Origin of the sequence: Antrihabitans stalactiti (assembly GCF_012932915.1) — a bacterium.
Lineage (GTDB): Bacteria > Actinomycetota > Actinomycetes > Mycobacteriales > Mycobacteriaceae > Antrihabitans > Antrihabitans stalactiti.
The window spans coordinates 257152-275622 of the sequence record NZ_VCQU01000004.1 but is presented as its reverse complement, the minus strand read 5'-3'; the positions used below and the strand labels follow the sequence as shown (position 1 = coordinate 275622).

Below are 18471 nucleotides of genomic sequence, written 5' to 3'. Positions count from 1 at the left end.
TGCAGGCGCCGACGGGGTCAGGTCGGCGGGTCGCAGATCTTCCATTGGCCGTCCTCGCGTTCGAGGATCTCGGAATCGGTTGTGCTGTCGGCGGTTTCACCGGTCTTCGATACCTGTGACGTCACGTCGGCAGTCGCGCGGTTGCGGTCGACGATGATGTCTTTCACTTCTTCGATGACGATCATGTAGACACCGGCATCGCCCTCGAGCTTGCCTTCTTCGATCTGCTTTTCGATGTTGGCACGGGAGTCGGCGCACGCCAACTTGGCAGCAGCGGTGAAGCCCTTGTCGTGGACAGTGATTGCGAATGTCCTGATCGCGTCCTCGACCTGCTCCTCGTCGGACTTGCTGGGGGTCGGGCTCTTCTTGTCGCCGCCGGAGAGCGCGACGGCGACCACGACAACGAGGATGACCGCCGCCAGTGTCGACAGCGCCATGATGATCACGTTCTTGCTCGGCCCTGACCGCGATGGCGGAGTCCCGACAGCCGTCGCGCCGGTTGGTGCGAATTGCTGCGGTGCCGAGATTCGCGGCTGTGACGGCGGCACCTGTTGTGGTTGGGACGTCGCTTGCGGCTGCGGTTGCGGCCCCGATGGTGCGCGGTGGGGTTCCGACGGCGGACGCTGCGGTCCCGATGGCGGCGAATGCGGCCCGGATGGTGCGGGATGGGCCCCTGACGCGGCGGCATGTGGACCGGACGGCGCAGGGTGGGGTCCAGACGGCGCGGGGTGCGGCCCAGACGCAGTCGGTGGCCGGGTCTGCGTCGGTGGCGGCGTGAAGTTCCGCACCGCCGTTGGGGGAGGAGTCGGTCGGGGCGCGACACCGGTCAGCGCTGCGCGGGCTGCGTTGGCGAAGTCGCGGCAGGTCTGAAAGCGATCGGCCGGATCCTTTGCCATCGCTCGCTCGATGACCAGGTCCAATGCCGGTGGCACGGCCCGGTTCTTCTCCGACGGGTGCGGCGCCGGCGCGGTGATGTGCGCGTGCATCATCGCCACCGGATTCGGCCGCGCGAAAGGGACGGAGCCGGTGAGCATTTCGAAGAGTGTGCAACCGAGTGCGTAGACGTCGATGCGGTGGTCGATCGTGCGCCCTTCGATCAATTCGGGTGCCGCATAGGCGATAGTGGCGAGAAACGAGCCGGTCGAAGTGAGTGCCGTGTTGTCGTCGAGCGTGCGGGCAATGCCGAAGTCCGTCACGACGACCTTGTCGCCTTCGTCATCGGTGGAGATCAGCAAGTTCGCGGGTTTGACGTCGCGGTGCAGCAACCCGTGGCGATGCGCGTAGTCGAGCCCTTTCGCCGCCTCGGCGACGATGTTGACCGCCCGCGCGGGCGGAAGCACTGCAGGTCCTTGCTGAATGAGGCCTGCAGCATCGGTGCCGTCGATGAACTGCATCGAGATCCAGAGCTGATCGCCTTCGATGCCACGGTCGCGGATCGACACGATGTTCGGGTGATCGAGCCGAGCCGTCAGCTCGGCTTCACGCTCGAACCGGATGCGAAACGATTTGTCCGCACCCAGACCGGCATCGAGTACCTTGAGCGCATCGCGCCGCGGAAGCCGGGGATGTTTGGCCAGGTAGACCGCCCCCATGCCGCCTGTGCCCAGGCGACGTTCGATCTGATACCCGGCAAAGGTCGATCCAGCCTCTAGGGCCACCATTCACCTCCGCGTTCGTGCATCGCACCCTCGTGCACTGTTCCCAGCACCCCTGCGATGGAGTCGCCCACGGACCCTGTGACTCGCAATGATACCTCTGTCGACTTTTCAGTTAGGCGGCGTCAGTTGCCCATTCCGAATTTGCAGAGCTTCCATTCGCCGCTTTCCTTCTTGACTTCGACTTGGTCGGTCTTCGACTTGGATCCCGAGGTCAACGTGATATCCGCTGTCGCCGTCTTACCGGATACGACGATATTCTCGACATCCGACAGCCTGACCTTGTCGAGATCTGCGATCTCGTCCGCTGTCTTGCTTTGGAGGTCTTTCTCGTCGGCGGCGCGCACGTCGCTGCACTCGAGCTTGACCGCGGCTTTCACACCGTCGCTGGCCCAGACGTCGAAAAAGTCTCTGATAGCGGTCTCGACATCGGCCTTGTCGGAATTGCTGCTCTTCGTCGTCGACGTGCTGCTACGGGTCGTGGTCGCCGATGCGCTGGTGGAGTCGTCGTTCTTCGAACTCAGAATCACGACGACGGCGATGATGCCGCCGAGGACCAACACGACCGCGAGGACGATGCCGACGATGAGCGGCGTGCGATTCGGTGCTTGCGGTGGCTGGTAACCCTGTGGACCGGGGAAGCCGCCGGGATACTGACCTGGACCTTGGGGCGGGTACGTCACAGATCCCCCTGCGTCGAAACGTGTGGTTGCCGGACGTGTGAGAGTACTGGATCGCCACCGACCTTCGCATTTGCCAGAAACCTCCGATAGTCGTGTACTCGTCCGCGACCGAGCTGTCGTCTTCTACGATGCGAGCCGTGGGCATCCTGATCACGATCGAAGGCGTCGACGGCGCGGGTAAGCACACGCTGTCGAGGGGCCTCACGCTTGCTTGGGAAGCCGAAGGGCTCGATGTGCTTCGCATGGGTTTTCCGCGCTACGGCGAATCGCTCCATGCGGACCTGGCTGCCGAGGCTTTGCACGGTGAGCACGGCGACCTGTCGAGCAGCGTGTTTGCAATGGCGGCGCTGTTCGCTCTCGACCGGCACGACGCAGCCCGCGATCTTCGCAGGCTCGTCAATCGAAACGATGTCGTGCTACTCGACCGTTATGCCGCGTCGAACGCCGCGTACAGCGCCGCTCGCCTCAACGAAGGCGCCGAGGGCGCGGCGGTGGAGTGGGTCCGCGCGCTGGAGTTCGACCGTTTCGCGATTCCGGTTCCCGACGTCCAGGTGCTGCTTCGCGTGCCGGTCGAGGTGGCTGCCGAGCGCGCAAGGAGCCGTGAAGAGCAGGATGCGAGTAGAGAGCGCGATACCTACGAGCGGGACGAAAGTCTGCAACATCGAACAGCTCAGGTCTACGACGAACTGGCTGCGCGGTCGTGGGTGTCGCCGTGGCTAGTGGTCGAAGGTTCGTTCGACGTGGCTCAACTCGCCGCGAACGTCCTCAATCAGCGGGTTGAACAGCAGGAAGTGACACGATAGAGACATGAAACCAAGGATTCTTGTTGTCGATGACGACACGGCTCTCGCGGAGATGCTCACCATCGTCCTTCGTGGCGAGGGCTTCGAACCGTTCGTGGTCGGCGACGGCACCCAGGCGCTTGCCGCGGTCCGGGAGACTCGCCCGGATCTCGTCCTGCTGGACCTGATGCTCCCTGGCATGAATGGCATCGATGTCTGTCGTGTTCTGCGCGCCGATTCGGGCGTGCCGATCGTGATGTTGACGGCCAAGACCGACACTGTGGATGTGGTGCTCGGCCTGGAATCCGGTGCCGACGACTACATCATGAAGCCGTTCAAACCGAAGGAACTCGTCGCGCGTGTGCGCGCCCGGCTGCGTCGGACCGAGGAAGAGCCGGCCGAGCTGCTGTCGATCGCCGACATCGTGATCGATGTTCCCGCGCACAAGGTCAGCCGCGCTGACCAGCTGATCTCGCTGACGCCGCTGGAGTTCGACCTGCTCGTCGCGCTTGCGCGCAAGCCCCGTCAGGTCTTCACTCGTGAGGTGCTGCTCGAACAGGTGTGGGGATACCGCCATGCGGCGGATACTCGGTTGGTGAACGTGCACGTTCAGCGCCTGCGCGCAAAGGTTGAAAAGGATCCCGAAGTGCCAGAAGTCGTTCTCACTGTCAGGGGGGTCGGCTACAAGGCCGGACCGCCGTGATCAATTTTTCCAGGATGCGGCGGCGGATTGCGATTACATTCGCTCCGCTGCTGCGCTGGTTTCAGGCACTTTCGAATTCGCTCGGTCATGCATGGCGTCGATCGCTCCAGCTGCGAGTCGTCGTTTCGACGCTCACGCTGTCGCTGATCGTGATCACGATCCTCGGCGTGGTGCTGACGAGCCAGATCACCGACCGGTTGCTCGAAGCGAAGATCTCGGCGGCGATCGAGGAAATGGATCGCGCTCGCAACCAGGTCCAGGCCCAATTGGCAGGCGCCGACGAGGGCAGCACGCTGCGTGGCCGGCTCGAAGGTGCGCGTTCGGCATTATCGAATCGTGAGTCCGACCCGGGCCAATCCGCAGGCGCGGCAGGCACATTCGATTCGGTGCTGATCGTGCCCGGTGACCGCTCGCGGGCCACCGTCGCCACCGGACCCGACGATCAGATCCCAGGTGCCCTTCGTCGATTCGTCCAGCAGGGCCAGGTCAGCTACCAATTCGCGACCGTCTCCGACCCCGACGGATACCGCGGTCCTGCGTTGATCGTCGGCAGCCCGACCGCGTCGGATCTGTCCACCTTGGAGCTCTACCTCGTCTTCCCCCTCGCCAGCGAGGACCGCAGCCTTGCGCTGATGCGCGGGACCATGTTGATCGGCGGCGCGGTGCTGCTGGTGCTGCTTGCCGCTATTTCCATGCTCGTGTCGCGGCAGGTCGTGCTGCCGATTCGTTCGGCGTCGCGCATCGCGGTCCGATTCGCGGACGGCAGGCTCAAGGAGCGAATGCCCGTCCGCGGTGAGGACGACATGGCTCGACTTGCGATGTCGTTCAACGAGATGGCGGAAAGTCTGTCGAAACAGATCACCCAGCTCGAGGAGTTCGGCAATCTGCAGCGCCGATTCACCTCCGACGTCAGCCACGAGTTGCGGACCCCGTTGACGACGGTCCGAATGGCGGCAGACCTTATTCACGACGGCAGCGACGAACTCGATCCCGCACTACGGCGGTCGTCGGAGCTCCTTGTCACCGAGCTCGACCGATTCGAGGCACTGCTGAACGACCTGCTCGAGATCAGTCGGCACGACGCCGGTGTGGCCGATTTCGCGGGCGAGCAACTGGACATGCGGATGTGCGCGCGTGCCGCGATCTCGACCGTGCGCCACCTTGCGCGCGAGGCCGGGATCGAGCTGCTCGTCGACCTGCCCGATCACCCCGTCATCGCCGAGGTCGATCCGCGTCGAGTCGAGCGCATCCTGCGAAATCTGCTCGCCAATGCGATCGATCACGGCGAAGGAAAGCCGGTCTTGCTGCGACTGCGCGCCAACGACGATGCGGCCGCGATCATCGTCCGCGACCAAGGAATCGGCCTGCGTCCTGGTGAAGAGAAGTTGGTGTTCAACAGGTTCTGGCGCTCTGATCCGTCGCGCGTTCGACGGTCCGGCGGCACTGGCCTCGGTCTCGCGATCAGCGTCGAAGACGCACATCTGCACGAAGGCAAGCTGGAGGCCTGGGGCGAGCCCGGCCAGGGTTCGTGTTTCCGCCTGACCGTCCCGCTCGTTCGCGGAACGAAGGTGACCGGCAGCCCGCTGCCGTTGCGGCCTGGATCGCGAAAGCATGTGCAGGGCAAGCCGAACAACGACGCGCCGGTGTCCAATGGCAGCGATCCGCTCGTGCCTACCCCCGGCGGTCCAGACTCGGCCAAAGTCGACTCGGTGAAGGTCGACTCCGAGAGCAATCGAGCATGATGGCTCGCATGAAATTCGTTAGGCCGCGCGTCCTCGTGGTTGCGGTGGTGAGCGTCGCGCTGACATTGTCGGGCTGCGCGAGTCTGCCGGACACGTCGACCCCGGAGGCGATCGGCACGATCGGCCAGCAACCCACCGAACCGGTCGCGCCGCCGCCGGCAGCAGGCGCCGAGCCGAGCTTGTTGCTGCGGAAGTTCTTCGAGGCCAGCACGGATCCGTCGAATCGGCACGGCACCGCGCGTGAGTACCTCACCGCCGATCGGGCGCGCACCTGGCAGGACGGCGACTCGACGATCATCGTCGACAAGATGGACTTTCTCGAAGAACCGCGCAGCGGCGACGAGGCCAGCTACACGATCAGAGCGACCAAGGTCGCGCAGCTTGCGTCCGGCGGGACCTACGAGCCGCTGGACGGGGTGTTCGAAGGGAAAGCGCGCTTCAAGCGAGTCGACGGCCAGTGGCGGATCTCCGAGATTCCCGACGGCGTGATGATGGAACGCGGACTGTTCGTCAAGAACTACCGTGACGTCGCGCTGTATTACCTCGATCCCTCCGGCACCAAGACCGTGCCCGATCCGCGCTGGATCGCCGCGCGCCAGGACCAGGTCGCCGATCATCTGCTCGGGCTGCTGCTCGCCGGTCCGTCGCCGTCGCTCGCGCCTGCCGTTCGTAGCCAGTTCAACGACAAGATTTCGATGATCGGGCCCGTCACGAAAGCCGACGGCCGGACCAGCTCCGTCGGCGTCGGCCCCGGCGGTATTCGGGTGGATTTCCGTGGCCTCGCCGGGATGGACGCCAAGGACCGCAAGCTTCTCGCCGGTCAAGTCATCTGGACGCTGCAGAATGCGGACATATCGGGTCCGTACGTGTTGCTCGCCGATGGTGAGCCGCTCGACGAGCAGTTCGCGAGCGGGTGGACAACATCCGATGTCGCCGAGCTGAATCCGCTCGCGAATACTCTCAACGATGTGGGTCTGCACGCGATCCGCGACGGTGGGCTGGTTGCCGTGAAGGACGGCATCCTCACGCCGGCATCGGGATACTTCGGCGGCGTGCGAAATGTCCGGTCGGTCTCGTTGTCCAGTGACGGCACTCTCGTCGCTGCAGTTGTCGATACCGGGCGTCAGGCGCCGGACCCGACCAGCGCCTTGATGGTCGGAAGCTACGACGGCACAGCGTTTCCCGTCGCCGAGGGCGGGATGATCACGCGACCGTCGTGGGCACCCGACGACGGATCTGCTTGGGCTGTGATCGATGGCGCCCGCGTGACCAGGGCGGTCCGTGACACCAGTCTGGTGTCCGTTGTCGACGTCGATGCGACTGCCGTTTCCTCGATCGGGAAGATCACCGAGCTGCGGCTGTCCAGAGACGGCGTGCGCGTTGCGATGATCATCGACGGCAAGGTCTACATTGCGAACGTCATTCCAGGACCTGCCGGCTATGCCATCACCAATCCGCGTGCGGTGCCGACAGGAGCCGGAATCGCGAGATCGTTGGACTGGAGTACCTCGGAGAATGTCGTTGTGGCGCTGGATGCCACGGAGATCCCCGTGGTGATGGTCAGCATCGACGGGTCCCGCTTGGAGATGCTGCCGAACCGCAACTTGACCGGTCCGGTCACTGTCGTCGATGCGACGACGACATCGGAGTACGTCGCCGATGCTCGCGCGGTGTTTCAGTTGACCAATACCGACGCCGAAGCCGACCGCAACTGGCGCGAGGTGCCGGGGCTTTCAGGGCTGAACGCGATTCCCGTGCTGCCGGGCTGATCTGTCGGACTCATAGGTCAGACTCCGCTGATGCGGACCTTGTTGGACCTGATCCTGCCGATGGAGTGCGGGGGTTGCGCTGCTGCCGGAGTCGCATGGTGCCCACGATGTCGCGCGGAGTTGGCAGTCGAGCCGATCGTCGTGGAGCCACGCGTCTCACCTGGAGTGCCCTGCTGGGCTTTGGGTCGGTATTCGGGTCCGCGGCGGCGTGCGGTGCTCGCGGCGAAGGAACGAGGGCGTCGTGACCTCGCCGAGCCGCTCGGAGCAGCCTTGGGCTCCGCGCTGGACTGGCTGCGCCGCGAAGGTGAGCTCGATCCGCCCGAATTAGCGTCGCTCGCGCTGGTGCCTGCTCCGACGCGGTCGCGAGCGGCACGGATGCGTGGGGGAGACCCGGTCACCCGGACCGCGTCGGTCGCGGCGCGGGCGTTGCCACGTTGCACGGTCGCGCCGGTGCTCGGGTTGGCAGGCCGTACCCGCGACTCGGTCGGTCTCACCGTCGATCAGCGGCAACGCAACCTCGCAGGCCGCGTCCAGCTGCGGTCGGGATCCTCGATTCCGCCGCGCGCGAACGTCGTCCTGCTGGACGACGTCATCACCACCGGCACCACCGCGCGTGAGTCGGTCCGCACCCTTCGCCGTGCAGGTATCGCAGTCACCGTGGTGTTGGTGGTCGCCTCGGCGTGATGCATTTTCGACACGACTTACCCAAATTCTGCGTGAACACTGGCACGGCGTGGGTGAACGGACTACCGTCGGGAAACACCCGAAAGACACAGGTGGGAGGTGGTGCCTCGGATCCTGGTGCCGGGCGGTTCCCCTCTCGGCACGTAGTCAATCGCCGTGACCACACGTGGCGCGGCTGAAATCGGGAGGTACGCGTGACGACCGCTTCACAATCCTCGGTATTCAAAGAAGACCCAGCAGAACCAACATCGCCAGACACCCAACACGCCGAAATTGTGGTCAAGGGCCGCAATGTCGAAGTTCCTGACCATTTTCGAATCTACGTTTCCGAGAAGCTCTTTCGGCTCGAACGCTTCGACCCGTCGATCTACCTGTTCGACGTCGAACTCTTTCACGAACGCAACCGCCGCCAGCGCAAGAACTGCCAGCGTGTGGAAATCACAGCCCGGGGCAAAGGTCCCGTCGTACGGGCTGAAGCGTGCGCCGACAGCTTCTATGCCGCACTCGAATCGGTCACGGCAAAGCTAGAGAATCGTTTGCGTCGCACGAAGGATCGTCGAAAGGTCCATTACGGCGAGAAGACGCCGGTGTCCGTTGCGAGGGCGACGGCCGCGCTGATCGAGGTCGATACTGCAGCGAGCACAGCGGCTGCGGCCGAACCCGAACCTGATTTCGAGCCGCCGAAGTCGGACGCCGGTCCAGGTCGGATAGTACGGACGAAGGTCCACTCGGCGGCCGCGATGACGGTCGACGATGCGTTGTATCAGATGGAGTTGGTCGGTCACGACTTCTTCCTTTTCCACGACAGTGCGAGCGACCGGCCATCGGTTGTATATCGACGGCATGCGTTCGACTACGGCTTGATTCGTCTCGCGTAACTCGCGACCTCGAAAGCTCACCTGCGAAGGATCAGCCCCGCGACCCGGGGCTGATCCTTCGTCGTCGCATACGATGGACGATGCGACCGGCTTGCTGTGTGCTGTGCCAGTCGCCAAACATTCGCCGATCAGAGGATTGACAAGGCCGTGCCGACGTTCACACTTTCGAGGTTGCTACGGATAGGTGAGGGTCGAACCGTCAAGCGGTTAGCCCACCTCGCCAACGAGGTGTCTGCCCTTTCTCCGGAGATCGAGAAGCTGACCGACGACGAACTTCGCGGGAAGACCGCCGAGTTCCGCAAGCGTCACGACAATGGTGAATCGCTCGACGAGCTGCTGCTCGAGGCGTTCGCCGTTGCGCGTGAAGCATCGAGTCGGGTGCTGTCGCAGCGACATTTCGACGTGCAGGTGATGGGTGGCGCTGCGCTGCACATCGGCAACGTCGCCGAGATGAAGACCGGTGAAGGCAAGACCCTCACGTGTGTGTTGCCTGCGTATCTGAACGCGATCGGCGGCGAGGGCGTCCACGTCGTCACCGTGAACGACTATCTGGCCAAGCGCGACTCCGAGTGGATGGGTCGGGTGCATCGATTCCTCGGTGTGTCCGTCGGCGTCATCTTGTCTGGACTGACTCCAGCCGAGCGTCGCGCGGCGTATCACTCCGACATCACCTACGGCACGAACAACGAGTTCGGCTTCGATTACCTGCGCGACAACATGACCCATTCGCTCGACGACTTGGTCCAGCGCGGTCACAACTTCGCGATCGTGGACGAGGTCGACTCGATCCTCATCGACGAAGCGCGTACGCCGCTGATCATTTCGGGGCCGGCGGATGCGTCGTCGAAGTGGTACGGCGAATTCGCCCGCATTGCACCGCTGCTCAAGCGCGACGTGCACTACGAGGTCGATATCAAGAAGCGCACGATCGGTGTGCACGAGGCAGGCGTGGAGTTCGTCGAGGACCAGCTTGGTATCGACAACCTGTACGAGGCGGCCAACTCGCCGCTGGTCAGCTACTTGAACAACTCGATCAAGGTCAAGGAGCTCTACCAGCGCGACAAGGATTACATCGTCCGTGACGGCGAGGTGATCATCGTCGACGAGTTCACCGGTCGCATCTTGATCGGTCGTCGCTACAACGAAGGTCTGCACCAGGCCATCGAGGCGAAGGAAAAGGTCGAGATCAAGGCCGAGAACCAGACGCTGGCCACGATCACGCTGCAGAACTACTTCCGCCTCTACGACAAGCTTTCGGGAATGACGGGCACGGCCCAGACCGAAGCGTCAGAGCTGCACTCGATCTACGACCTCGGTGTTGTGCCGATCCCGACCAACAAGCCGATGATTCGTGAAGATCGTTCCGACTTGATCTACAAGACCGAGGAGGCGAAGTTCTCCGCGGTTGTGGACGACATCGTCGAACGGCACGAGAAGGACCAGCCCGTTCTGATCGGTACGACAAGCGTCGAGCGCTCGGAGTACTTGTCCAAGCAGCTCACCAAACGTGGTGTGGCGCACAGTGTTCTGAATGCCAAGTTCCACGAGCAGGAGGCGACGATCATCGCCGAGGCCGGTCGGGCCGGTGCGGTGACCGTGGCGACGAACATGGCCGGTCGTGGTACCGACGTCGTGCTCGGCGGCAACCCTGACATCCTTGCCGACCTCGCGTTGCGCAAGCAGGGGCTGGACCCGGTCGAGACGCCGGACGAGTACCAGCAGGCGTGGGAGCCGACGCTGGAGAAGGTCAAGGCAGAAGTCGCCGAGGATGCAGCAAAGGTGCGCGAGGCCGGCGGTTTGTATGTGTTGGGCACCGAGCGCCACGAGTCGCGGCGTATCGACAACCAGTTGCGCGGTCGGTCCGGGCGTCAGGGTGATCCCGGTGAATCGCGCTTCTACCTCTCGCTCGGTGACGAATTGATGCGCCGATTCAACGGTGCAGCGCTCGAATCGATCATGACGCGGCTGAACCTGCCCGACGATGTGCCGATCGAAGCCAAGATGGTCTCGAAGGCGATCAAGAGTGCACAGACGCAGGTCGAGCAGCAGAACTTCGAAATCCGCAAGAACGTTCTGAAGTACGACGAGGTGATGAACCAGCAGCGCAAGGTCATCTACGGCGAGCGCCGCCAGATCCTCGAGGGCGAGGACATGGAGGGCCAGGTCGAGGGCATGATCACCGACGTGATCACGGCCTATGTCGACGGCGCGACAGCGGAAGGCTATGTCGAGGACTGGGATCTCGCGCAGCTGTGGACCGCACTCAAGACGCTCTATCCCGTCAGCATCGATCACAAGACGCTGACCGGCGAGACAGAGGTCGGCGAGGCGGGCGAGCTGACGCGCGACGAACTGCTCGAGGCGTTGCTGAAGGACGCGCATGCTGCGTACGCGGCCCGCGAGAAGGAGATCGACGCAATCGCCGGCGAGGGCGGCATGCGCAACCTGGAGCGTCAGGTGTTGATGTCGGTACTCGACCGCAAGTGGCGTGAGCACCTCTACGAGATGGACTATCTCAAGGAGGGCATCGGCCTGCGCGCGATGGCTCAGCGCGACCCGTTGGTCGAATACCAGCGCGAGGGCTTCGACATGTTCGCCGCGATGTTGGACGGCATGAAGGAAGAGTCCGTCGGGTTCCTGTTCAACCTGCAGGTCGAGGCCGCACCGGCACAGCCCGAGGGCGTCTCGGTTGATGCGGGACTGCGGTCACCGGTCGGAGCCGGTGCGCGAGCCGCCAAGCCGGCACTGTCGAAGCCGCTGCCGACCGAGGACGCGAAGACCTCGGCCAAGCCCGCGGCGCCGAGCGCATTGCGTGCCAAGGGGCTCGATCAGTCCGAACCCAAGGGTCTGACCTTCTCCGGTCCGGCCGAGGACGGCAGTGCATCGGTCCGCAAGACCGCACAAGCTGCCGATACCGGCGCGGACGGACTGTCGCGCAGGGATCGGCGCGAAGCTGCTCGCAAGCAGGCGAAGCCGAGCGCGAAGCCGCCGCGGTCCAAGCGTCGGCGTTGACCCTCGTGAGTCTTTTTGGAGTCCCTGGACTCCAAAAAGACTCACGAGGGGGCTACACGATGCGGAGTGAGGTGACCTGCCAACTGCCGTTGTGCAGGCGCACTTTGCCCGCGATGGCGAACACGCGCGGACCCCGGTTGTAGGTGCCGAAGACCTCGGCGTTGCCGGCGTCGATCGTCTTCAGGTGGACGTGCCCAAGCGTCGCGGCCCCGAGGTCGCGGCCTGGGAGTGCGGCGGTGGAGAGCGTTCGCAGCATGTCGACGAGCGCCGGGTCCAGCACGGTCCGTAGCTGAGCTGGTGAGCGTCTGCGGTCGACGACTTCGAGTGCCAGCCGAAACACAGTCTCGGCGAATCTCTTTGCAGTGATCGGGAGTTCGCGTTTCGATACGGCAGTGGTGCCGGGCGATCGGCCGCTGTGCGGTGAGCGGCGCGTGGAGTGCGTCAGCTGCGGCAGGCAGCGCCCGGACGGCGCGTCCGCGGCAGTGTCGAGCGCCTCGGCGAGCGGTGGCTCGCAGTGCGGCGCGCGCGACAAATACGATCGTGCTCGGTTCATGTTCCCCCCATTGGCCCAGCGCCGCCTACCTTACGTGGTGGACTTCGACCGCCGTCCGGACCCTGCAGATTAGGGTAAGTGTGACGCGCCTGGAGCGCAGCACCGAATGGAGTCATTGCACACAATGGTCAGCAGGCTGACACCGCAGGACGCGGCGTTCTACGAATCAGAGGCGAGCAGTACGCCGATGCATATCGGCTCCTTGGCGATTCTCGAGAACGTCAACGGCGCGCTCTCCTATGAGACCTTGCTCGACATCGTCGAGAAGCGGCTGTGCCTGGTTCCGAGATATAGACAGAAGGTTCGTGAGGTCCCGTTCGGACTCGGTCGGCCGGTGTGGGTGGACGACAGCGAGTTCGACATCAGCTATCACATTCGCCGTTCGGCATTGCCGCGTCCAGGCTCGGATCAACAGCTCTACGAGCTGGTGGCCCGGCTGTCGTCCCGGCCGCTGGACCGCAACATGCCACTCTGGGAGATGTATCTCGTCGAGGGGCTGTCGGACAACCGGTGCGCGATTTTCACCAAGTCGCACAGTGCTCTGGTCGACGGTGACGAGGCCCTCGAAATCGGGCATGTGATTCTGGACTCGAGCAATACTCCGCGCGCAGTTGCGGACGATCTGTGGATGCCCGGCGAGGAGCCCGGCGACGCGCAATTGGCGGTCAGCGCACTGGCTGAGGTCGTGACCAGGCCAGGTGACGGAGTGGAGATCGCACGCCGCGTCGTGGGAAATGCTGGCAGGGCAGCGGGCTACACCGCAAAGGCGTTCGGCCGAGTCGCTGCCGGCTTGCACTCCAAAAGCGACAACGCGGCGTCGAGCCCGCTGAACGCATCGATCTCGCGCAACCGTCGGTTCGACGTCGTGAAGACCGATCTGCAGGACTATCGCAAGATCCGAGCGCATTTCGGGTGCTCGATCAACGACGCGATTCTCGCCACCGTCACCGGCGCCCTGCGCACCTGGCTGCTCTCACGCGGCGAACCGGTGACGGTATACACGACGGTCCGGGCGTTCGTTCCGATGTCGGTCTACGTCGGCGATCTGGGCGACGGAACGAGCATCTCGGGCAGTGAGCTGTCGTCGTTCGTCGTCGATCTACCGGTCGGCGAGCCGAATCAGGTGATCCGGCTGTCGCACATCTCGCATGCGACGGAGGCGCACGGACGCGAAACGCGCAGCGTCACCGCACGCACGTTGGTTCGCCTTGCTGGTTTCGCGCCCGCAAGCCTGCATGCGATGAGCGTGCGAGCCGCGAGCAGTTACTCCCAGCGCACGTTCGACCTGCTCATCACGAACGCGCCGGGTCCGCAGATCCCGATGTACATCGGTGGAGCGCGAGCTCTTGAGATGTATCCGGTCTCGCCGCTGTTGCGAAATCAGGCGATGAGCATCGGCCTCACGTCATATGACGGCAAGGTCTACTACGGTTTGAATGCCGACCGCGAAGCCATGGCGGATGTCGATGTGATGACGGCACTCTTGTACGAATCGTTGGAGGAATTGCTCAATGCCTGTGCCTGACGTGAGCGCTTCGTGAGGGTCTACATTCCCGCGACCATCCGGATGTTGCGACAGCTCGTCGCAGATAGGGAGCTGCAGCCGATCAACGGGACGGCGTTCGCCATCACGCCTACCTTGCGCGAGGCGTATTCGTCGGGTGACGACGACGAGCTCGGCGAGGTTGCCATGGCCGAGGCCGCACGGGCGTCGCTTCGACTGCTCGCGTCCGAGCACCTCGACGGCAGCGAAGCGGTTCACGTGACGGGTGAACCGGTGTGGCGCCGCGCGGTGATTGCTGCCGACGTCGACGACGCAAAACTGCGGCCGGACCTCGATGATGCGGTGGTTCGTCTGGCCGGTCCGATCAGCTACACGCAAGTCGCGTCGGCCCATGTCGATCTGGCTGAGGCCGAGCCGACTATTGCGAAGGCGATCGAGGTGGTCGACGACGCAGACCTCGGTGATACCGAGGCGGAATTCTTGGTCGGCGATGCCGAAGATCATGAATTGGCTTGGTACGCAACGCAAGAGCTGCCGTTCTTGCTCGAACTCATGTGAGCGGACCACGCGTATTACTTGCGAGTAACTTACGATGCCGTAACCTATTTCTGGGAAGGTGAGGGTAGGCTGTCGGCGACAGATTGGATAGGTATGGGCTTGAAGGAATGGCTCGAGGCGCCAGCTGCGAACGTGGCAGCGCCCCGGAGGCCTGGCCTTAATCTGTTGCGCGGCGCGGTAGCGAGAATTACGACGCCGCTGCTTCCTGACGACTATCTGCACCTCGCAAATCCGTTGTGGTCTGCGCGTGAGCTGCGTGGTCAAATCGTCGAGGTCCGGAAGGAAACGGCCGATTCGGCGACGCTGGTCATCAAGCCGGGATGGGGTTTCGATTTCGGCTACAAGCCGGGGCAGTACATCGGAATCGGGCTGCACATCGACGGCAGATGGCATTGGCGGTCGTATTCGCTGACGACGCCGCCGAGTTGGAAGAGCAAGCTCATTTCCATCACGGTCAAGGCGATGCCGGAGGGCTTTCTCTCCAGTCATATCGTCGGGGGAGTGCCGTCCGGCACCATCGTCCGTTTGGCGGCGCCCAAGGGTGATTTCGCTCTGCCGGATCCGCCACCCGAGAAGATTCTGTTCATCACCGCTGGCAGCGGCATCACTCCAGTGATTGCGATGCTGCGAACGATGACTCGGCGAGGGCAATTGCCCGACGTCGTCCACGTTCACTCGGCGCCGACCACCGACGACGTGATGTTCGCGGACGAGATCGCAGGAATCGCGGCGACGAATCCGACGTACGTGTCGCATATCCAGCTCACCCGATCGCAAGGGAAATTCTCGCTCGCGTCGCTCGACGAGCTCTTCGGCGACTGGCGTGAACGTCAGACCTGGGCATGCGGGCCGCTGGCGATGCTGGACGAGATCGAAAAGGTCTGGCGTGATGCGGGTCTCGCGGATCAACTGCATCAGGAGCGGTTCGAAATCGCCCGTTCGGACAACGAGGGGACCGGCGGCACGATCCGGTTCGCGCGGTCCGATCGGTCCGTGGAAGTGGACGGCGCGACCAGTCTCCTGCAGGCTGGCGAGCAGGTCGGTGTGCAGATGCCTTTCGGTTGTCGAATGGGTATCTGTCAATCGTGTGTTGTCCCATTGACCAAGGGCTACGTGCGCGACCTCCGCTCCGGCGAGGAGCGGCGTGAGGGTGACCGGATCCAAACCTGCATCTCTGTCGCTGCAGGCGATTGCACCCTCGACTTGTAACCTTTGCCCGTAGTTCGCTAGCACGGGCTACCGTGTTCGAAAAGAAATAATCGGAGGAACGCGGTGGCCATCACCGACATCAAACAGTTCTCGCACCTGACTGCGGCGGACATCGAAGCGCTCGGTCGCGAGCTCGACACCATCCGACGTGACGTCGAAGAGTCACGGGGTGTGCGCGATGCGCGCTACATCAGGAACACCATCCGGCTGCAGCGCTACCTCGAGGCTGCGGGCCGTGTGACGCTGCTTGCCAGCAAATATCGGCCGGCGTGGCTGGCGGGAACGGCATTGCTGTCGGTCGCCAAGATCATCGAGAACATGGAGATCAGCCACAACGTCAGCCACGGCCAGTGGGACTGGATGAACGATCCGGAGATTCACTCCGCGTTCTGGGAGTGGGACCAGGTCGGGCCGTCGCCGCAGTGGAAACGCGCACACAACTACTCCCATCACACCTACACCAACATCGTCGGCATGGACGACGACATCGGCTTCGGCATCCTGCGCATGACTCGTGACGAAGAGTGGCGGCCGATCAACCTCATCCAGCCGATCGCCAACGTTCTGCTCGCGGCCACCTTCGAGTGGGGTATTGCCCTGCACGACTTGGACAAGCAGAAGGAGCTGATGGGAGTAGATCCCATGCAGCTGCTTTCCGAGCCGAACAAAGAGTTTTTCGGGAAGGTCGCGCGCCAGGCGTCGAAGGATTTCGTCATCTACCCGGCCCTCACCGGTCCGGCGTGGAAGTCCACGCTGACCGCGAACGCGACCGCGAATCTGGTCCGCAACCTGTGGGCATACGCCGTGATCTTCTGCGGCCATTTCCCCGACGGTGCCGAGAAGTTCACCGTCGAGCACTTCGAGAACGAGACTCGCGCCGAGTGGTATCTGCGCCAGATGCTCGGCAGCGCGAACTTCGAATCAGGACCGGTCATGGCGTTCATGAGCGGCAACCTGAGCTACCAGATCGAGCACCACCTGTTCCCGGACCTGCCGAGCAACCGGTATGCCGAAATCTCGGTCCGGGTGCGGGCGTTGTGCGACAAGTACGACCTGCCGTACACCACCGGGTCCATCGGCAAGCAGTACATGCTGGCCTTCCGCACGATTCACAAGCTCGCCCTGCCGGACCGATTCCTCAAGCGGACCGCAGACGACGCGCCAGAAACGTCGTCGGAGCATCGATTCGCCCATCTCACCGAAACGATGAATGCGTTGCGCATCGATTCGGCGACCGGGCAGCACCGCGGATTGCGTTCGGCAATGAACGAGGCCAAGGCTGCGCTCAAAGAGAAGAAGGCCGAAGCGAAGGCCGCGCTGAAAGAGCAGAAGGCGAAAGGCAAGGCTGCTCTCGATGAGCAGAAAGCCAAGGGTAAGGCGGCTCTCGACGGGCAGCGTGCGCGAGGTTTGCGCCGGTTTCGCCGCGTCTGATAACGCTCCCACCAGCAACTGAGAGCTATTTCACACCACCGTTCGCTAACCTACGGTCCCGTAACTTACGGTATCGTAGGATCATGGCGATTTCGCATATCAAGGAGTACGCACACCTCACCGAGGCGGACGTAGAAGCCCTGGGAATCGAGCTCGACGCCATCCGGCGAGATATCGAATCTTCACGAGGCGAGCGCGATGCGCGCTACATCCGCAACACGATCCGCCTGCAGCGGGCACTCGAAATCGGCGGTCGAGCAACCTTGTTTGCGAGCCTGTTCCCGCCGGCCTGGCTCGCAGGGACCGCGATGCTCGGTGCCGCGAAGATCATCGAGAACATGGAAATCGGCCACAACGTCATGCATGGCCAGTGGGACTGGATGAACGATCCGGAGATCCACTCGACGACGTGGGAGTGGGACAACCCGGACCCGTCGGCGCACTGGAAACAGACCCACAACTACATCCATCACAAGTACACGAACGTGCTCGGGATGGACGACGACGTGGGCTACGGATTGATCCGCGTCACGCGCGACCAGCGTTGGAAGCCGTTCTATCTCGGCAACCCGATCTACAACCTGGTGCTCCAGCTCTTCTTCGAGTGGGGCGTCGCCGTCCAGCATCTCGAGCTGGGCAAGGTGGCGGCAGGGCGCGCGGATCGCGACGAGTTCGAACGCAAGCGTCGTGAGGTGCTGGAGAAGGCTGGCCGTCAGGTCGCCAAGGACTACATCATCTTCCCGCTGTTGACGGGCCCGGCGTTTCTCTCGACGCTGGCCGCGAACTTCACTGCCAACATCATCCGCAACGTGTGGACGAACGCGATCATCTTCTGCGGCCATTTCCCCGACGGCGCGGAGAAGTTCACCAAAGCCGACATCGAGAACGAAACACAGGCCGAGTGGTACCTGCGGCAGATGTTGGGGAGCGCGAACTTCGAGTCGGGCCCGATCCTCGCCTTCATGAGCGGCAACCTGAGCTACCAGATCGAGCACCACCTGTTCCCCGACCTGCCGAGCAATCGGTACCGGGAGATCTCGGTACGGGTGCGCGCGCTGGCCGACAAGTACGACCTCCCGTACACCACCGGCTCGCTGCCGTTGCAGTACCTGAAGTCGTGGCGGACGATCGCCAAGCTCGCGCTGCCGAACAAGTACCTGAAGTCGACGTCCGACGATGCGCCTGAGACGGCATCCGAGCGAAAGTTCGTCGACCCCAAGCCGGTTATCGATCCGGTGACGGGGAAGCGCCACGGCCTGCTCAGTGCCCTCCGTTCCCGTGCGCGCGTCTAACCCTTCCAAGGGTAAA

15 protein-coding genes are annotated in these 18471 nt (G+C 63.4%); 12 read left to right on the top strand and 3 right to left on the bottom strand.

Annotated elements, in window-relative coordinates; all coding sequences use genetic code 11:
• Positions 1 to 17 precede the first annotated feature (17 nt).
• Both FGL95_RS32005 and FGL95_RS13615 read right to left on the bottom strand, forming a co-directional pair.
• Positions 18 to 1661 (bottom strand): serine/threonine-protein kinase, encoded by a 1644-nt coding sequence (locus FGL95_RS32005; RefSeq protein ID WP_206071836.1) that lies wholly within the window; start codon positions 1659 to 1661, stop codon positions 18 to 20.
• Between the two features lie 119 nt (positions 1662 to 1780).
• The gene (locus tag FGL95_RS13615) at positions 1781 to 2338 is read right to left on the bottom strand and encodes an Rv0361 family membrane protein (protein WP_169587578.1); all 558 of its coding nucleotides are present in this window, start codon (positions 2336 to 2338) and stop codon (positions 1781 to 1783) included.
• A 137-nt stretch (positions 2339 to 2475) separates the two neighbouring features.
• Between FGL95_RS13615 and FGL95_RS13610 the strand changes: the two genes are divergently transcribed.
• From FGL95_RS13610 to secA, 7 genes are all read left to right on the top strand, one after another.
• Positions 2476 to 3141 carry a dTMP kinase gene (locus FGL95_RS13610; protein WP_169587576.1) on the top strand — a complete coding sequence of 222 codons (666 nt, stop codon included), beginning with the start codon at positions 2476 to 2478 and terminating at the stop codon, positions 3139 to 3141.
• Positions 3142 to 3145: 4 nt separating this feature from the next.
• Positions 3146 to 3823 carry an MtrAB system response regulator MtrA gene (gene mtrA / locus FGL95_RS13605; protein ID WP_169587574.1) on the top strand — a complete coding sequence of 226 codons (678 nt, stop codon included), beginning with the start codon at positions 3146 to 3148 and terminating at the stop codon, positions 3821 to 3823.
• 14 nt (positions 3824 to 3837) lie between these two features.
• Positions 3838 to 5565, top strand: a complete 1728-nt coding sequence (gene mtrB, locus FGL95_RS13600; RefSeq protein WP_169587572.1) for an MtrAB system histidine kinase MtrB — start codon at positions 3838 to 3840, stop codon at positions 5563 to 5565.
• Positions 5566 to 5573: 8 nt separating this feature from the next.
• Positions 5574 to 7334, top strand: coding sequence for an MtrAB system accessory lipoprotein LpqB (gene lpqB / locus FGL95_RS13595; RefSeq protein WP_240962981.1), 1761 nt, complete (start codon positions 5574 to 5576; stop codon positions 7332 to 7334).
• 30 nt (positions 7335 to 7364) lie between these two features.
• Positions 7365 to 8018 (top strand): ComF family protein, encoded by a 654-nt coding sequence (locus tag FGL95_RS13590; RefSeq protein WP_206071834.1) that lies wholly within the window; start codon positions 7365 to 7367, stop codon positions 8016 to 8018.
• A gap of 194 nt (positions 8019 to 8212) precedes the next feature.
• Positions 8213 to 8896 carry a ribosome hibernation-promoting factor, HPF/YfiA family gene (gene hpf, locus FGL95_RS13585; protein ID WP_169587570.1) on the top strand — a complete coding sequence of 228 codons (684 nt, stop codon included), beginning with the start codon at positions 8213 to 8215 and terminating at the stop codon, positions 8894 to 8896.
• Positions 8897 to 9043: 147 nt separating this feature from the next.
• Positions 9044 to 11908: a preprotein translocase subunit SecA gene (gene secA, locus FGL95_RS13580; protein WP_169587568.1), complete on the top strand. Its 2865-nt coding sequence runs from the start codon at positions 9044 to 9046 to the stop codon at positions 11906 to 11908.
• A gap of 52 nt (positions 11909 to 11960) precedes the next feature.
• On the opposite strand, the gene FGL95_RS13575 is transcribed toward secA, so the two are convergent.
• Complete coding sequence (locus tag FGL95_RS13575) at positions 11961 to 12461, bottom strand: Rv3235 family protein (protein ID WP_169587566.1); 501 nt, start codon at positions 12459 to 12461, stop codon at positions 11961 to 11963.
• A 124-nt stretch (positions 12462 to 12585) separates the two neighbouring features.
• On the opposite strand from FGL95_RS13575, the gene FGL95_RS13570 reads away from it, so the two are divergent.
• The 5 genes from FGL95_RS13570 to FGL95_RS13550 all read left to right on the top strand — a co-directional run bounded on the left by FGL95_RS13570 (position 12586) and on the right by FGL95_RS13550 (position 18455).
• A complete protein-coding gene (locus FGL95_RS13570) occupies positions 12586 to 13986 on the top strand; it encodes a WS/DGAT/MGAT family O-acyltransferase (RefSeq protein ID WP_169588195.1) in 1401 nt (466 codons plus the stop codon).
• A gap of 12 nt (positions 13987 to 13998) precedes the next feature.
• Complete coding sequence (locus FGL95_RS13565) at positions 13999 to 14523, top strand: DUF6912 family protein (protein ID WP_169587564.1); 525 nt, start codon at positions 13999 to 14001, stop codon at positions 14521 to 14523.
• 93 nt (positions 14524 to 14616) lie between these two features.
• Positions 14617 to 15732: a ferredoxin reductase gene (locus tag FGL95_RS13560; protein ID WP_169587562.1), complete on the top strand. Its 1116-nt coding sequence runs from the start codon at positions 14617 to 14619 to the stop codon at positions 15730 to 15732.
• Positions 15733 to 15795: 63 nt separating this feature from the next.
• Entirely contained in the window at positions 15796 to 17163 is a 1368-nt protein-coding gene (locus tag FGL95_RS13555; protein ID WP_169587560.1) for a fatty acid desaturase, read from the top strand.
• An 83-nt stretch (positions 17164 to 17246) separates the two neighbouring features.
• Positions 17247 to 18455, top strand: a complete 1209-nt coding sequence (locus FGL95_RS13550; protein ID WP_169587558.1) for a fatty acid desaturase family protein — start codon at positions 17247 to 17249, stop codon at positions 18453 to 18455.
• Positions 18456 to 18471 lie beyond the last annotated feature (16 nt).